The sequence below is a fragment of the Streptomyces sp. NPDC056738 genome (assembly GCF_042790435.1).
Taxonomy (GTDB): Bacteria; Actinomycetota; Actinomycetes; order Streptomycetales; family Streptomycetaceae; genus Streptomyces.
Genome location: NZ_JBHTZF010000011.1, coordinates 43083 through 57490 on the forward strand (window position 1 = coordinate 43083; position 14408 = coordinate 57490).

Below are 14408 nucleotides of genomic sequence, written 5' to 3' on the forward strand. Positions count from 1 at the left end.
CCGCGTGCCCTCCCCGTGCCGCTCTGTCCGCACCCCGCCTCAGGACCCCGCTTCAGGACCCCGCTTCAGGAGCATCCACGTGAATCAGTCCGCCGCAGTCCAGCCCCAGGTCGGCCTCGCGCAGTCCTCCCCCACCGTCGGCACGTTCCGTGAACGGGACGGCGCGCTGGAGTGGAGCGGGCGCACCGAGACGGTCCGGATCGAGCCCTGGGGTCCCGATGCCGTGCGGGTCCGCGCCCGGCTCGGCGGCCCCCTGCTCGAAGGGCTGCCCGGAGCGCTGCTCGACGAGCCGCGGGACACCGTGAGCACGCTGGAACTCGGCGACGCCGAGAGCCGGTTGACGGTGGGCACGCTGACCGTCGAGGTGAGCGCCGAGGGCCTGATCCGCTTCACCCGGACCTCGGACGGCGGTGAACTCCTCGCCGAGGAGCGCGCCCACTTCTGGTGGCCCGGATCACGGCTGTACACCCCCACCGGCAACGGCCACCACCGGCTGGAGCAGCGCTTCGCCGCGTACGACGGCGAGCGGCTGTACGGCCTCGGGCAGCACCAGCACGGGCTGTTCGACCAGAAGGGCGCGGTCCTGGACCTGATCCAGCGCAACGCCGAGGTCACCGTGCCGGTGCTCACCTCCAGCCGCGGCTACACCCTCCTGTGGAACAACCCGGCCATCGGCCGGGTGGAACTCGCGGGCAACGGCACCCGCTGGGTCGCCGACTCGGCCCGGCAGATCGACTACTGGATCACCGCGGGCACGCCGGCCGACGCCCAGCGCCGCTACAGCGCGGTCACGGGCCGGACGCCGATGCTGCCCGAGTGGGCGGCCGGGTTCTGGCAGTGCAAGCTGCGCTACCGCACCCAGGACGAACTCCTGGACGTGGCACGGGAGTACAAGCGCCGAGGTCTGCCGCTCTCGGTCATCGTCTGCGACTTCTTCCACTGGACCCATCTCGGCGACTGGAGGTTCGACCCGGCCGAGTGGCCCGACCCGGCGGCCATGCAGGCCGAACTCGCCGGTCTCGGCGTGAAGCTGGTCGTGTCCGTCTGGCCGTCGGTCTCGCCGCTCTCGGAGAACCACGCGCTCATGGAGCAGCGGGGCTGGTTCATCGGCACCGAGTACGGGCCGATGGCGCACGCCGACTGGCCGGACAAGCAGGTCGCGTCCACGGTCCAGGTGGCCTTCTACGACGCCACGAACCCCGAGGCGCGTGACTTCCTGTGGTCGCGGGTGAAGGAGAACTATCTCGACCCGTACGGGATCTCGGCCTTCTGGCTGGACGCGTGCGAGCCGGAACTGAAGCCGGGCTTCTCCGAGAACCTCCGCTATCACGCGGGCCCGGGGCTCGAAGTGGGCAACCTCTACCCGCGGGAGAACGCCCGTACGTTCTACGAGGGCCTGCGCGCCGCCGGGGAGACCGAGATCGTCTCCCTCAACCGCTCGGCCTGGGCGGGCAGTCAGCGCTACGGTGCGGCTCTGTGGTCGGGCGACATCGGGACCGACTTCGCGACCCTGCGGCGGCAGATCGCCGCGGGGCTCAACACCGCGCTGTCGGGGATCCCCTGGTGGAACACGGACATCGGCGGCTTCCACGGCGGCGACCCGGACGACCCGGCGTATCGCGAGGTCATGGTGCGCTGGTTCCAGTTCGGCGCGCTGTCGCCGCTGATGCGGCTGCACGGCTTCCGCGACCCGGGGCTGCCGCTCGGTCCCGCCATGACCGGCGGCCCGAACGAGGTCTGGTCGTACGGCGAGGAGGCCGGCGCCGTCATGGAGAAGTACCTGCGGCTGCGGGAACGCCTGAAGCCGTATCTGCTGGACGTGATGCGGGAGGCGCACGAGGAGGGGCTGCCGGTGATGCGCCCGCTGCTCCTGGAGTTCCCCGGCGACCAGGCGGCCTGGTCGGTGGACGACGCCTATCTCCTGGGCCCCGATCTGCTGGTGGCTCCGGTCCTGACCGCGGGCGCGACGGCCCGTACGGCGTATCTCCCGGCGGGCGCGCGCTGGACGGACGCGTGGACCGGGGAGTCGTACGAGGGCGGCGCGTGGGTGACGGTGGACGCGCCGCTGGACCGGATCCCGCTGTTCCTGCGGGACGGCGCACGGCTGCCCGTGGCGGACACGGCCTAGAGCGTCCCCAGGTGCGGCCGGCCCCCGGCGAGGGACCGGCCGCGCCTTCTGCCCGGGTCAGCCGCTGCTGACCGTCAGGTTGTTCGTGACGAAGTCGAGGCCGCCCGCCGAGGAGGTGATCTCGAAGCCGAACTGCACGTCGCCGATGGTCGCGCCGCTCGACATCCAGCCCTTGGTGTTCGCGATCCACCGCAGGATCGGGAGGATGTTCATGGTGCCGGAGCTGGAGTCGGAGCTGCGCAGGAACGAGAAGACGTCGTTCGCGCCGTTGTTGCCCTTGTACACGGTCCAGGTGTTGCCGTTCAGCGTGAGCGTTCCCTGCGAGGTGCCGAGCGCGCCGACGGCTCCGTTGTAGTTGACCCACAGCATGATCTCGTGGGCGTAGCCGGTGTCCCAGATGTCGTACGAGGTGTTGTACGCGCCGGAGGACGGGACGGTGACGTCGTAGCTGCTGGTGAGGGAGGACAGCCCGGCGATCGTCTTGCCCACGTACTTCTTGGAGTTGGGGTAGGACTTGATGCCGCCGGTGGCGGGGTGGTTCGCCCAGACGCCCCAGTTGGTGCCGGAGTTGGCCCAGACGCACTGGCTGCCCGCTCCGGAGCCCCAGATGTTGTTGTAGAGCGTGTAGCCGTTGAGGGTGGTGTTGCCCCACTGGTCGCAGGAGGACCAGACGGCGGCCTGGGCGGGGGCCGAGGCGAGACCGATCGTCGCTCCGAGCGCCAGGGCGGGGGCGATCAGGGCTCTGGTGATCCTGTTCCGTGTACGAAGCGCCATGAGGTCCCTTTCATGGGTGGGGGGATGTTCAGGGGGCTACCGCGGCCCCAGGGTGAGGACGCGGTCTTCTCCGGCGCTCAGGGAGAGCGGTCGCGCGCCGGCGGAAGTCCGGAGTTCGATGCGGCAGGTGCGGTCCGGCCGCAGGACGACGATGGCGCCCTCGGGGGTCCAGGTGAGGTCGGCCCGGGCGCCGAACCTCGTACGGACGCCGTGGAGTTCGCCGCTCGGCAGGCTCGTGGGGAGCGCCGGGAAGAGGACGAGCCGCCGTGGGGTGGACTGGACGAGTGCCTCGATGAGGACGGCCGGCAGGGTGTGGGCGGCGTCGGCGTTGTAGACGTGCCGGTTCGGGTAGTGGGCGCTCATCAGGGAGACGTGGAAGAAGTCCCCGGCCAGGACGTCGTCGAGGGCCCCCGCCACCCGTCCGGCGTCGCGCAGCCGGGCGGCCACCAGGGCGTGGTGGAGGTGGCCGTGCGCCGAGTCGTTCTCGGCACCGCGCAGTTCGAGGGCGCGGTGGGCCGCGGCGGCGAGGCCGGGGGTGTCGTAGGGGTTGATCTCGTCGAGGGGCCAGACGCCGTAGAGGTGGCTGAGGTGCCGGTGGTCGTAGGTGTCGTCGAGTCCGGGGCGGGCCCATTCGGCCAGCGCGCCGTCGGAGTTGACCCGGTGGGGCGGCAGCCGGTCGACGAGGGCGAGCCAGCGTTCGGCGGCGGGGCCCGGGTGGTAGGCGGCCGCCGTGTGCAGGGCGTGCCGGGCCGCCGAGAGGTCCATGGCGGCGTTGACGGTCACCCAGCTCGCGTTCGCGGGCCGGTTCTCCGGGGAGTAGGACGGCACGATCACCAGGTGGCCGGCGGCGTCGGTCCGGGTGAGGAAGTCCTCGTAGAAGCGGGCGGTCTCGGCGAGGGCGGCGGCGAGGCGCGGGTCGCGGGCGCCGCGGGTCTCGTCGTGGTCCACGAGGGGCTTGAGCAGCCAGTCGGCGCCCGCGGTCCACACGTGCAGCGGGTAGGCGCGGCTGAGGTGGTAGGTGTGGCCCGACTCGCCGTCGGTGTGGGCGGGGGCGACCACGCCGCGGGCGCCGAAGACGGCCCGGGCGTTGTCCCGCCAGTGCGGCAACTGGCCGTGGACCAGGGCCGCGTGCGCCTCGGTGACCTCGGGGAGGGCGGCCGCGGCGGCGGACGCCGTCTGCAGGTTGAGGTTGGCGTCCGTGGTGAACGCCCCGGACCAGGCGGTGTCCCAGTCGCCGGTCCACAGGCCCGTCAGGCGTGGCGGGAGGGTGCCGGACGCGGACAGCAGGTGGTACCGGCCGGCCGCGAAGAGCCGTTCCAGGAGGGCCGGGCTCCTCGGGCGCAGGACCAGTTCCGATCCGGGCAGCGCCCGTTCGGCGGGGTCGGCGCCCAGGTCGAGGGTGACGCGGAGGTAGGCGGCGCGGTGGAGGTCGGTGTGCCGGGCGAGCAGGTGGGCGTACGCGTGCCCGGTGTCCTCGGGGCCGTGCCCGGCCTCGGGCAGCAGGTCCCGCAGTGCGCGGAGCTCGGCGAGGACGTCCGGGGCCCCGGGGTGCCGGCGCACCCGGGTGAGCAGCAGCATCGAGCGGGCGCCGTCGACGCGTACGCCGGTGAGCGCGGGACGGACGGCGCCGTCCGTGACGAGGAGGGTGACTCCGGTGTACGCCAGGTCGCTGCCGGGATAGCGGGCGCGCAGGGTGAGCAGGGCGCCCTCGGGGGTGTGGACGGCTCCGTGCTCCACGGCCAGGTCCGGGGGCGCTCCCGGCAGCCGGTGGTCCAGCGTCACCTCGGTCGCGGGGCCGGGAGCGGTCACGTACTGCGTGATCACGTCGTCTGCGCGCGAGACGAACACCTCGGCGCGCCGGTCGCCGCACAGGGCGCGGACGACCCCGGTGGTGAAGTCGCTCTCGCGCCGGCAGCCGCGCGGTTCCCCGACGGGGCGGCGCAGCCGCACCTGGAACGCCGGGTGGAAGGGCTGCACCCACAGCAGCGGCCGGCCGTCGGTGAAGTCCTCGCCGGCTCTCACGTCTCCGGCGAGCAGCCGGTCCTGCACGTCGGTGAGGCGGTCGGCGAGTTCGGGCGGGCGGGCCCGCGAGCTGCCGTTGGGGCGGACCAGACGGTGATGGGTGACGATGACCCGGTCGTCGTCCGGATCGCCGAACACCATGGCGCCGTGGGTGCCGTTGCCGCTCAGGAAGGCGTCCTCCCAGCGGGCGGCGGGCCGGGGTTCCCAGGTGCCGTGGACGGGAACGGAGCCGGGGCCGTCCTCCGCCGCGGGGCGGTCCGTGTGGGGGCCGGGGCGGGCCTGAGCGGTCATGGGGCGAGCACCGCCGCTCCGTACCGCTCCAGTCGTACGGAGTCCCGCACGGACGCGCCGCCGAGCAGGTCGCGGTGGCTGCCCGGCACCTCGACGGTCACCGGGGCGCGCCCGTGATTGAGCAGGAAGAGCAGGTCGCCGCGCCGGACGGCCTCGACCCCCTCGGGCAGTCCGTCGAGCACCGTCCGGGCGCCCGCGCTCAGGGCCGCCCGCGCCAGCAGGGCGCGCAGGGCGGCCGGTTCGGGGAGCGTGGAGAGGTAGCGGGCGGTGCCCCTGCGGAGCACGGCGGGCAGTCCGTCGAGTTCGCCGCCGCGGTAGCGGGCCTCGACGGCCGCGGCGTCCTCGGCCTCGATCTCCTCGGACCAGAGCGTGCCCGTGAAGCCGTCGCACGCCACCTTCTCCCCCGCGTCCAGCGGCCACCATTCGTGCAGCACCCGGATGCCGAACAGCGCGCGCAGCCGCTCGTCCATGCCGCCCGGCCGCACCCGGTCGTCCTGGTCCGCGACTCCGGTGAGGAAGCCGCAGACGAGTGTGCCGCCGGCGCGCGCGTAGGCGAGGAGGTTCTCGACGGCCGCGTCGGTGAGCAGGTAGAGCTGGGGCACGACGACCATCCGGTACGCGGAGAGGTCGTGCTCGGGATGGGCGAACGCCGTGGTGAGGTGGGCCTCCCACAGGGCGCGGTGCCAGGCCCGTACGACCTCGGCGCAGTCGTTCTCCGCGGACAGCCGGCCGTCGTGCGCTCCCGCCCACCAGGAATCCCAGTCGTGCAGGACCGCGATGTCCGCCTCGACCCGGGTGCCCGTCACGTGTGGTGCGAGGAGTGCCAGTTCGGCACCGATCCGTTTGATCTCCTGGAAGGTACGGCCCCGCTCCCCCGCGTGGCCGATCATCCCGGAGTGGAACTTCTCGGCGCCCTGCCGGGACTGGCGCCACTGGAAGTAGCAGACGGCGTCGGCGCCGCGCGCCACGGCCTGCAGGGACCACAGGCGGTTCAGCCCGCGTGGCTTGGGGTGGTTCACCCCGCGCCAGTTGACCGCTCCGGCGGCCTGTTCCATGAGCATCCAGGGGCCGCCCGCCGCCTGGGAGCGCGTCATGTCCTGGACGAGTGCTCCGTGCTGCGCTCCGAGGGGGTCGCGCGGGTCGGGGTAGAGGTCGACCGAGACGACGTCCTCCTCCCGGGCCCACCGCCAGGCGTCCTGGCCCACCCACATCGGCATGAAGTTGGTGGTCACCGGGATGCCGGGGCTGTGGCGGCGGACGATGTCCCGCTCGGCGAGGTGACACTCCAGGAGCATGTCGGAGGTGAACCGTTTGAAGTCGAGGACCTGCGTCGGGTTCTTCATGTAGTGGGCTCGGCGCGGTGGGATCACCTCGTGCCAGTCGTCGTAGGCCTGGCCCCAGAAGGCCGTGCCCCAGGCCGTGTTGAGTGCCTCGACGGTGCCGTATCTCCTCCGGAGCCAGCGCCGGAAAGCGGTGGCCGCTTCGTCGCCGTGGTCGAAGGTGCAGTACTCGTTGTTGATGTGCCACATCGTGAGCGCGGGGTGGCCCGCGTAGCGGGCGGCGAGGTCCTCGGTGATGGCGGCGGCACAGCGGCGGTAGACGGCGCTGGAGTGCGAGAAGTGCTGTCGTGACCCCCACCATTCGACGCGGCCGTCCTCGTCCCGGGGCAGGGTCTCGGGGTGCAGCCGGCCCATCCAGGGCGGTGGCGAGGAGGTGGGGGTGGCGAGCACGACGCCGACACCGTGCTCGTGCATCAGGTCCATCAGCCGGTCCAGCCACCCGAACTCGCGGGCTCCCGGGCGTGGTTCGAGTCTCGCCCAGGAGAAGACCCCGACGGTGACGGAGTTGACGCCGGCCTCCTTCATGAGGCGGACGTCCTCGTGCCAGATCTCCTCGGGCCACTGCTCGGGGTTGTAGTCGCCGCCGAACAGGATGCGGCCCCGGGTGGCGTCGCTCAGACTCGGCCGCCCGGTCTCTTCGCCGGTTCCTGGGGGCGTGCGCATGAGCCACCTCGATCGGGGTGAGAGATGTGGTCCGCCGCGGCCGGCCGCCGGTCAGGAGCAGGCCGGCCGCGGCGAGCTGGAGGGATGGCGCGGGCGGTTGGGGTGTCCCGGCGGGGAGGGCCGGCCGGGTCAGCCCTTCACGGCGCCGGTGAGCATGCCCTTCTTGAAGTGCCGCTGGACGAAGGGCGAGAGGACGGCGACGGGCAGCAGCGCCAGCACCATGACGGCCATCTGGACGGCGAGCGGCGACAGTTGGCCGGTGTTGATCTGGGTGGCGAGGCCGACCGGCCGTTCCTGCTTCTGCACCAACTGGATCATGACGTTCTGCAGCGGCATCATGTCCTGGTCGCTCAGGTAGATGGAGGCGTTGAACCAGGCGCTCCAGTAACCGACCGCGTAGAACAGCGAGATGACCGCGAGGACGGCGCGGGAGAGCGGCATCACGATCTGCCACAGGATGCGCCAGTCGCCCGCGCCGTCGATGCGGGCGCTGTCGACGAGTTCGGGCGAGATGCCCATGAAGAACGCCCGCAGCACCAGGATGTTGAACACGCTCACGGCGCTGGGGAGGATCAGCGCGAGATAGGTGTCGGTCAGGCCGAGCGCCTGTACCAGCAGATAGGTGGGGATGAGGCCGGCGCCGAAGAACATCGTGGCGAGCAGCAGCATCAGGAACCAGCGGTGGCCGAGCGACCCGGTCCGGGAGAGGCCGTACGCGCACAGCACCGAGACCGCCATGCTGAACAGGGTTCCGGTCAGGGTCACTCCGACGCTGACGAGCGCGGCGCGCTGCACCTGGCCGCCGGTGAGCAGTTCCCGGTAGGCGATGAAGGTGACGCCCTGGGGGACGACGACGAGGCCGCCGGCCGCGTCGATGGTCTTCTTCGACTGGAGACTGGTGACGACGACGATCCACAGCGGGAAGAGGATCGCGAAGGCGGCCAGGCCGAGGGCGATCCCCTTGCCCGCGAGGCCGGCCTTCGACGGCTCCTCCTCCCAGGGCGGCCGGGGCGGCGCCGCCCAGCGGCGGTGCCTGTCGCCCGGTGCCCGGGTCACGGCGGTCATTTCTCGTACACCCCCTGCTCGCCCATGAGGTGGGCGGCCTTGTTGGCCGCCAGGACGAGCCCGAGGCCGACCACCCCCTTGATCAGTCCGGCCGCCGCGGCGTAGCCGAAGTCCTGGTTGCGGATGCCGTTCCACCACACGTAGGTGTCGAGGACCTCGGAGGCTCCGGGGCCCACCGCGTCACGTTGGAGCAGGAGTTGCTCGAAGCCGACGGTGAGCGCGTCGCCCACGCGCAGCACCAGCAGGAGGGCGATCACCGGGCGCAGGGCGGGCAGGGTGATGTGCCACATCCGGCGCCAGCGGCCGGCCCCGTCCATGGCGGCGGCCTCGTACAGGTCGGGCGACACGGACGCGAGAGCGGCGAGGAAGACGATGATGCCCCAGCCCGCGTCCTTCCAGACGCCCTCGGCCGTCACCAGGAACTTGAAGATCCCCGGGTCGGTCATCAGGTCGATGCCCTGGTGGCCGTGGCGGCGCAGGGTCTGGGCGATGATCCCCGCGCCGCCGAAGATCTGCTGGAAGACGGTGACGACGAGGACCCAGGAGAAGAAGTGCGGGAGGTACATGACCGCCTGGGCGACGGCCCGGACCCGGGGTCTGACCACGCTGTTGATGAGGAGGGCGAGGGCGACCGGGATCGGGAAGTAGAGCACGAGCTGGAGGAAGAACAGGACGAACGTGTTCTGCACGGCGTGCCAGAACTGCGAGTCGGCGAAGATCCGCTGGAAGTTCTCGAGTCCGGTCCAGGGGCTCTCGAAGATGGCGACGAAGCCGTTGTCGCTCAGATAGGGGTCGTAGTCCTGGAAGGCGACCACGTTGCCCAGCACCGGTATGTAGGTGAAGACGAGCAACAGGGCGACCGCGGGCAGGGTCATCAGGATCAGGGTGCGGTCGCGTCTGAACCGCAGCCGGAAGGCCTGCTTTCCCGCGCCGTGCCGGGCGCTCCCGGCGGCGGGCTCCGCGGCCGCGCCGTCCGGCGGGTTCCCGTCCTGCGCCTTCTCGCCCGCCCTGGCCCCGGCCCTGCTCCGAGGCACCGTGCTGTGGGACACGGCCTTCTCCTTGCCTCAGTTCCGGGTCACTTGGCCGTGGAGCCGTTGTCGTCGAGCAGCTTCTTGTACCAGGCGCGCAGGTCGTCGCCGCCCTTCTGCTTCCAGTCCGCGACGGCCTGCTGCATGTCGGCGATCTTCTTGCGGCCGCGGACGATGTCGTCCTCGAGCTGCTCGAAGTCGTTGGCGAGGTTGGTCCACCGGCTGGGCTCGGTGATGGTCAGGCCGTAGAAGGAGGACTTCTTGGTGAAGGCGCCCATGCGCTGCTGCCACTCCACCTGGAGCTTGGCGATCTCGGGCAGATCGGGGTGGGCGAGGTAGGCGGCCGGGTCCCCGGTGTAGTCGTAGGCGCCGTTGACCTCGTTGGTGCCCTTGGTGGTCTTGGTGGGCAGTCCGTTCTTGACGGTGTAGTCGGTGCCCTCGACGCCGTAGACCGTCAGCATGTACTCCTTGGTGCCGTACGGGGCGGCGCAGAAGTCGGCGAGCGCGAGGAAGTCCTTGATCTGCTGCTTGGACGCCTTCTTGCTGACGAAGGTGAAGATCCCGGCGGGCTGGGTCGCCCAGAGCGTGGGGTCGCCGCCGTCGGGGCCGAAGATGTCGAAGGCGCCCATCTCGAAGCCGGTCTTCTGGGTGCGCTGTTCGGCCGTCGATCCGTACCAGTAGGACAGGTCGCCGTTGAAGACGAGGGACTGGCCCGCGGTGAAGCGGTTGGACGCGTCGCCCTTGACGGCCTTGGCGTCGGGGTGGACGACACCCGCCGCGTACAGCTTGCGGGTCCACTCCAGGGCTTCGAGGTAGGCGTCGGTCTCGATCCGGTTGACGAGCTTGCCGTCCCTCAGGTCCCACCACAGGGCCTTGTCGCTGCCGTTGAGGACGCCGTAGATGTTGAAGGCCGTCCACTTGAGGTCGTCGCAGGCCCACACCTTCGCCTTGGCGTCGGTGGCCTCCTTCGCCCAGGCCAGGAACTCGTCGGGCGACTTGGGGAGGGTGTAGCCCTTCGCGGCGAAGACGTCCTTGCGGTAGAAGGGCGCGATGTTGGTGACGTACGAGGCGGGCATCGGGATCGCGCGGAGCCGGCCGCCGAAGATGGAGCGCTGCCAGGCGTCGGTCGGTACGGCCGCGAGGTTCGGGTAGTCCTTGACCTTGTCGCCCGACAGGTACGGGCCGAGGTCGGCGAACTTGGCGTCGATGGCGCTCGGAATCCTGCCGTTCAGGTTCCAGCCGGGGACGACCACGACGTCCGGGATGTCGCTGGAGGCGAGGACCGCGCCCAGTTTCTCGTCGTAGGTGTTGCCGTCCTGGTTCTGCCAGGTCGCCTTGATGCCGATGGCCTCGTTCATGGCCGTGTAGTAGGCGTTGTCGCCCGCCGGCGGGGTGCCCCAGAACGGCGACATGATCTTCAGGTCGCCGCCGGTTCCCAGCTTCTTCGGGACGGACGTCTTCAGCGCGTCCAGGTCGATCGCCCTGGTGAAGCCGGCCGCCGATCCGTTCTTCGACGGCAGGTCGGGCGTGACGATGCTCGACGCCACGAACGCCGGAAGGATCTTCTGGGCGTCCTTCCCCGAGGTGGTGCCGTCCTTGCTGCCGTCCTGTCCTCCGCCGCACGCGGCGAGCAGGGGCGTTCCGCCCGCCACGGCGGCCGCTGCGACCGCCGTGGAGGCGAGGAAGCTTCTCCGGCTGGGGGCGGATGGGGCGGAGTTCGGCGTCATTGCGTCAACCCTTCATGGCGCACAGCAGGACACCCGGCGGTGGAGCCGTCGGCTGCGGTGTCTTGAGTGGATCTGCCTGAGCTGAAGCGGTCCTCGGGGGACTGTTCCCGGGAAGAGGGGAGCCCGACAATCGAAGCGCTTCGATGTTGCTGCGAGGTTAAGTGAACGCCTGGGGGTGCACAAGGGTCGCTCCCAAGATTCCTCGGAGGCTCGGACAACAGAGCATGTCCATATGGCACTTGACCCCGTTGGCGAGAAACGGAGGCCGTGCGGTCAGGTGTCTTGACACCCACCCGTCGGTCGATCGAGCATCGAAGCGCTTCGAAAGACCTTCGATGCCCCACCGCGAAGGGATCACCACGTGCCCGAAGAGATGCCACCGATGCCGCCCTTCCGTGACGCGAGCCTGCCGTTCGCGAAGCGCATCGACGACCTGCTGACGCGGCTCACCCTGGAGGAGCGCATCGCGTTCCTGCACCAGTACGCGCCCGCCGTCGAGCGGCTCGGGGTGGCCGCCTTCCGCACCGGCCAGGAGGCGCTGCACGGGGTCGCCTGGATGGGCCCGGCGACGGTGTTCCCACAGGCCGTGGGGCTCGGCGCGACCTGGAACACGGAGCTCGTGCGCCGGATCGGGGAGGCGGTCGCCGCGGAGGCCCGCGCGATGCGCACCCGGGACGACCGCGTGGGGCTCAACGTCTGGTCCCCCACGGTCAATCTGCTGCGCCACCCGTTGTGGGGCCGCAACGAGGAGGGCTACTCGGAGGACCCGGCGCTCACCTCCGCCGTCGCCACCGCCTACACCCGCGGACTGCGCGGCGACCACCCGGTCTACTGGCGCACGGCACCGGTCCTCAAGCACTGGCTCGCGCACAACAACGAGACGGACCGGGACACCTCGTCCTCCTCCGTCCGGCCGCGCGTGCTGCACGAGTACGACCTGCGCGCCTTCCGCGACACCGTCCTGGCGGGCGCCGTCGCCGGGGTCATGCCCGCGTACAACCTGGTCAACGGCCGCCCCAACCACGTCTCGCCGTATCTGCGCGAGCACCTGCGGGCCTGGACCGACCAGGAACTGCTGGTCTGCTCGGACGCGGGCGCGCCCTCCAACCTGGCCGACTCCGAGCACTACTTCGACACCCACGAGGAGGCGACCGCCGCCGCGCTCCTCGCCGGCGTCGACAGCTTCACCGACCACGGCACGGACGGCTCGCGGATCACCGCACGCGTCCGGGGTGCCCTGGAGCGCGGCCTGCTGACCGAGGCCGACATCGACACCGCGGTCCGGCGCCAGCTCGCCGTGCGCTTCCGGCTCGGCGAGTTCGACCCGGAACTCGACCCGTACGCGGGCACCGGGGACTTCGACACGCCCGCTCATCGCGCGCTCGCCCTCGAGGCCGCGGAACAGGCGGTCGTCCTGCTGAAGAACGACGGACTGCTGCCGCTGCGCCCCGGCGTCCGCCTCGCCGTCGTCGGACTGCTCGCCGACGAGTGCAAGCTCGACTGGTACAGCGGCACGCTCCTCCACCGGTCGACACCGCTGGAGGGCCTGTACGAGCGTTTCGGCGCCGAGCGGGTGGACTTCGCCGAGGGCGTGGACCGCGTACTCCTGAGGACCGCGTCCGGCCGGTGCCTCGCGGTGCCCACCGTGGACGACGCGTCGGAGGAGGCGCGGGGTGCCGGGGCGCGGGGTGCCGAGGGCGCCCTCGATCCGGCGCTGATCGCGGGCCGCACCGACCTGCCCCCGCTGACCGCCGACGCCGTCGGCACCGAGCTGGCGCTGACCGACTGGGGCGAGGGCGTCCTCACGCTGCGTGCCCCCGACGGCCGCTACCTGTCGGTCGCCGAGGACGGATTCCTCCGCGCCTCCGCCGAACAGCCGGGCGGCTGGGTCGTCCAGGAGACCTTCCGGCTGGAACCCTGCGCACCCCATCGAAGCGGCCACCTCCTGAAGCACCTCGGGACGGGCGGATACGTCTGTGTCGCCGCCGACGGCGTGAAGGTTGCCGGGCGGGACGCCCGGGAGGCCGAGATCTTCGAGGTGGAGTTCACCGAGCGCGGGGAGGACGCCGTGGCGCGGGCCGCCGCCTCGGCGGACGTGGTCCTCGTCGTCGCGGGCAACGACCCGCACATCAACGGCCGCGAGACCGAGGACCGTACGACGCTGCGGCTGCCCGCCCACCAGCGGCGTCTGCTGGAGGCGGCCCGCGCGGCGAACCCGCACACCGCGCTGGTCCTGGTCTCCGCCTACCCGTACGCCGTCGACCACACCGGTCTGCCCGCCCTGCTGTGGACCGCGCACGGCGGCCAGGCCGCGGGCACCGCGCTGGCCCGAGTCCTCGCCGGGGACGTCTCCCCCGCAGGTCGGCTCCCGCAGACCTGGTACGCCGGGGACGACGACCTGCCGGGTCTGCTCGACTACGACGTGATCGGCGGCCGGCAGACCTACCTCTACTTCGAGGGCACCCCGCTCTTCCCGTTCGGGCACGGGCTGTCCTACGCCTCGTTCGCCTACGCGGACCTGCGGGTCCTCCGCGGGGACGACGCACTGACCGTCTCCTGCGCCGTGACGAACACCGGGGCCGTGACCGCCGACGAGGTCGTCCAGCTCTACACCCGGGCGGTCGCGCCGTCCGCGCCCCGCCCGCGCCGCGCGCTGGCGGCGCACCGCCGGATCCGGCTCGCCCCGGGCGCCTCGACCGACGTCACCTTCGAACTCCCGCTCTCCGAGATGGAGTTCTGGGACGTGGCCTGCGGCCGCCGACGCCTCGAACCCGGCGCGTACGAGGTGCTGGTCGGGGCATCCAGCGACGACGTCCGGCTGACCGGGACCGTCGAACTCGACGGAGAACCCGGCGCGTTCCGTCCGGTGCGCGAACACGGCCTGAACGCGGCCGACTTCGACGAACAGACCGGCATCGCCATCGTCGACCGTACGAGGTCGGCGGGCGACGCGGTGACCACGGTGGACGGCGGCTCCGGCGAACTCCTCTATCTGGGCTGCGACTTCGGAGCGGGCGTCGGCGGTGTGGTCGTCGAGGTGGCGGGCGAGGGGGTCGTGGAGGTCTCGCTGGACGAAGGCCCGTCGGTGCGCGTGTCGACGCAGGCTCTCGCGCCGGCCGCCGTGCAGGGCCCCGACCCGGTCACCGGGGAACCGCCGGGCTCCGGTCCTGCCGTCGAACTCGCGTCGAGCGGGACGGACGGCCCCTACGACTACCGCGTTCTCACCGCCGCGTTCACCGCCGCGGGTGTCCGCGACGTCCGCCTCGGACTGCGCGGCCGGCTCCGGCTCGCGCACGTCGGCTTCTCCGGTTGAGGGTCCGGAGAGGCCGGCACGGGGGCCCGGCACCGGAAGGCATCGGTGCCGGGCCCC

8 protein-coding genes are annotated in these 14408 nt (G+C 71.7%); 2 read left to right on the top strand and 6 right to left on the bottom strand.

The annotated features are described in order from the left end of the window. Positions 1-79 precede the first annotated feature (79 nt). A complete protein-coding gene (locus ACFRIC_RS27035; RefSeq protein ID WP_382790566.1) occupies positions 80-2128 on the top strand; it encodes a TIM-barrel domain-containing protein in 2049 nt (682 codons plus the stop codon). Positions 2129-2185: 57 nt separating this feature from the next. Here the strand turns inward: ACFRIC_RS27035 and ACFRIC_RS27040 are convergent, their stop codons facing one another. The 6 genes from ACFRIC_RS27040 to ACFRIC_RS27065 all read right to left on the bottom strand — a co-directional run bounded on the left by ACFRIC_RS27040 (position 2186) and on the right by ACFRIC_RS27065 (position 11038). Beyond that, entirely contained in the window at positions 2186-2902 is a 717-nt protein-coding gene (locus tag ACFRIC_RS27040; protein ID WP_382790569.1) for a hypothetical protein, read from the bottom strand. 36 nt (positions 2903-2938) lie between these two features. Continuing rightward, on the bottom strand, positions 2939-5215 hold the full coding sequence (locus ACFRIC_RS27045; RefSeq protein ID WP_382790571.1) for a glycoside hydrolase N-terminal domain-containing protein: 2277 nt from the start codon (positions 5213-5215) through the stop codon (positions 2939-2941). Continuing rightward, positions 5212-7218: a beta-galactosidase gene (locus ACFRIC_RS27050; protein ID WP_382790573.1), complete on the bottom strand. Its 2007-nt coding sequence runs from the start codon at positions 7216-7218 to the stop codon at positions 5212-5214. The genes ACFRIC_RS27045 and ACFRIC_RS27050 overlap by 4 nt, the downstream gene beginning before the upstream one ends. Positions 7219-7347: 129 nt before the next feature. Further along, a complete protein-coding gene (locus ACFRIC_RS27055; RefSeq protein ID WP_382790575.1) occupies positions 7348-8283 on the bottom strand; it encodes a carbohydrate ABC transporter permease in 936 nt (311 codons plus the stop codon). Next, entirely contained in the window at positions 8280-9332 is a 1053-nt protein-coding gene (locus tag ACFRIC_RS27060; RefSeq protein ID WP_382790579.1) for an ABC transporter permease, read from the bottom strand. Before ACFRIC_RS27060 ends, ACFRIC_RS27055 begins: the two co-directional genes overlap by 4 nt. Positions 9333-9358: 26 nt before the next feature. Further along, complete coding sequence (locus ACFRIC_RS27065; RefSeq protein WP_382790582.1) at positions 9359-11038, bottom strand: Tat pathway signal sequence domain protein; 1680 nt, start codon at positions 11036-11038, stop codon at positions 9359-9361. Positions 11039-11399: 361 nt separating this feature from the next. On the opposite strand from ACFRIC_RS27065, the gene ACFRIC_RS27070 reads away from it, so the two are divergent. Next, positions 11400-14351 (top strand): glycoside hydrolase family 3 C-terminal domain-containing protein, encoded by a 2952-nt coding sequence (locus ACFRIC_RS27070; protein ID WP_382790585.1) that lies wholly within the window; start codon positions 11400-11402, stop codon positions 14349-14351. Positions 14352-14408 lie beyond the last annotated feature (57 nt).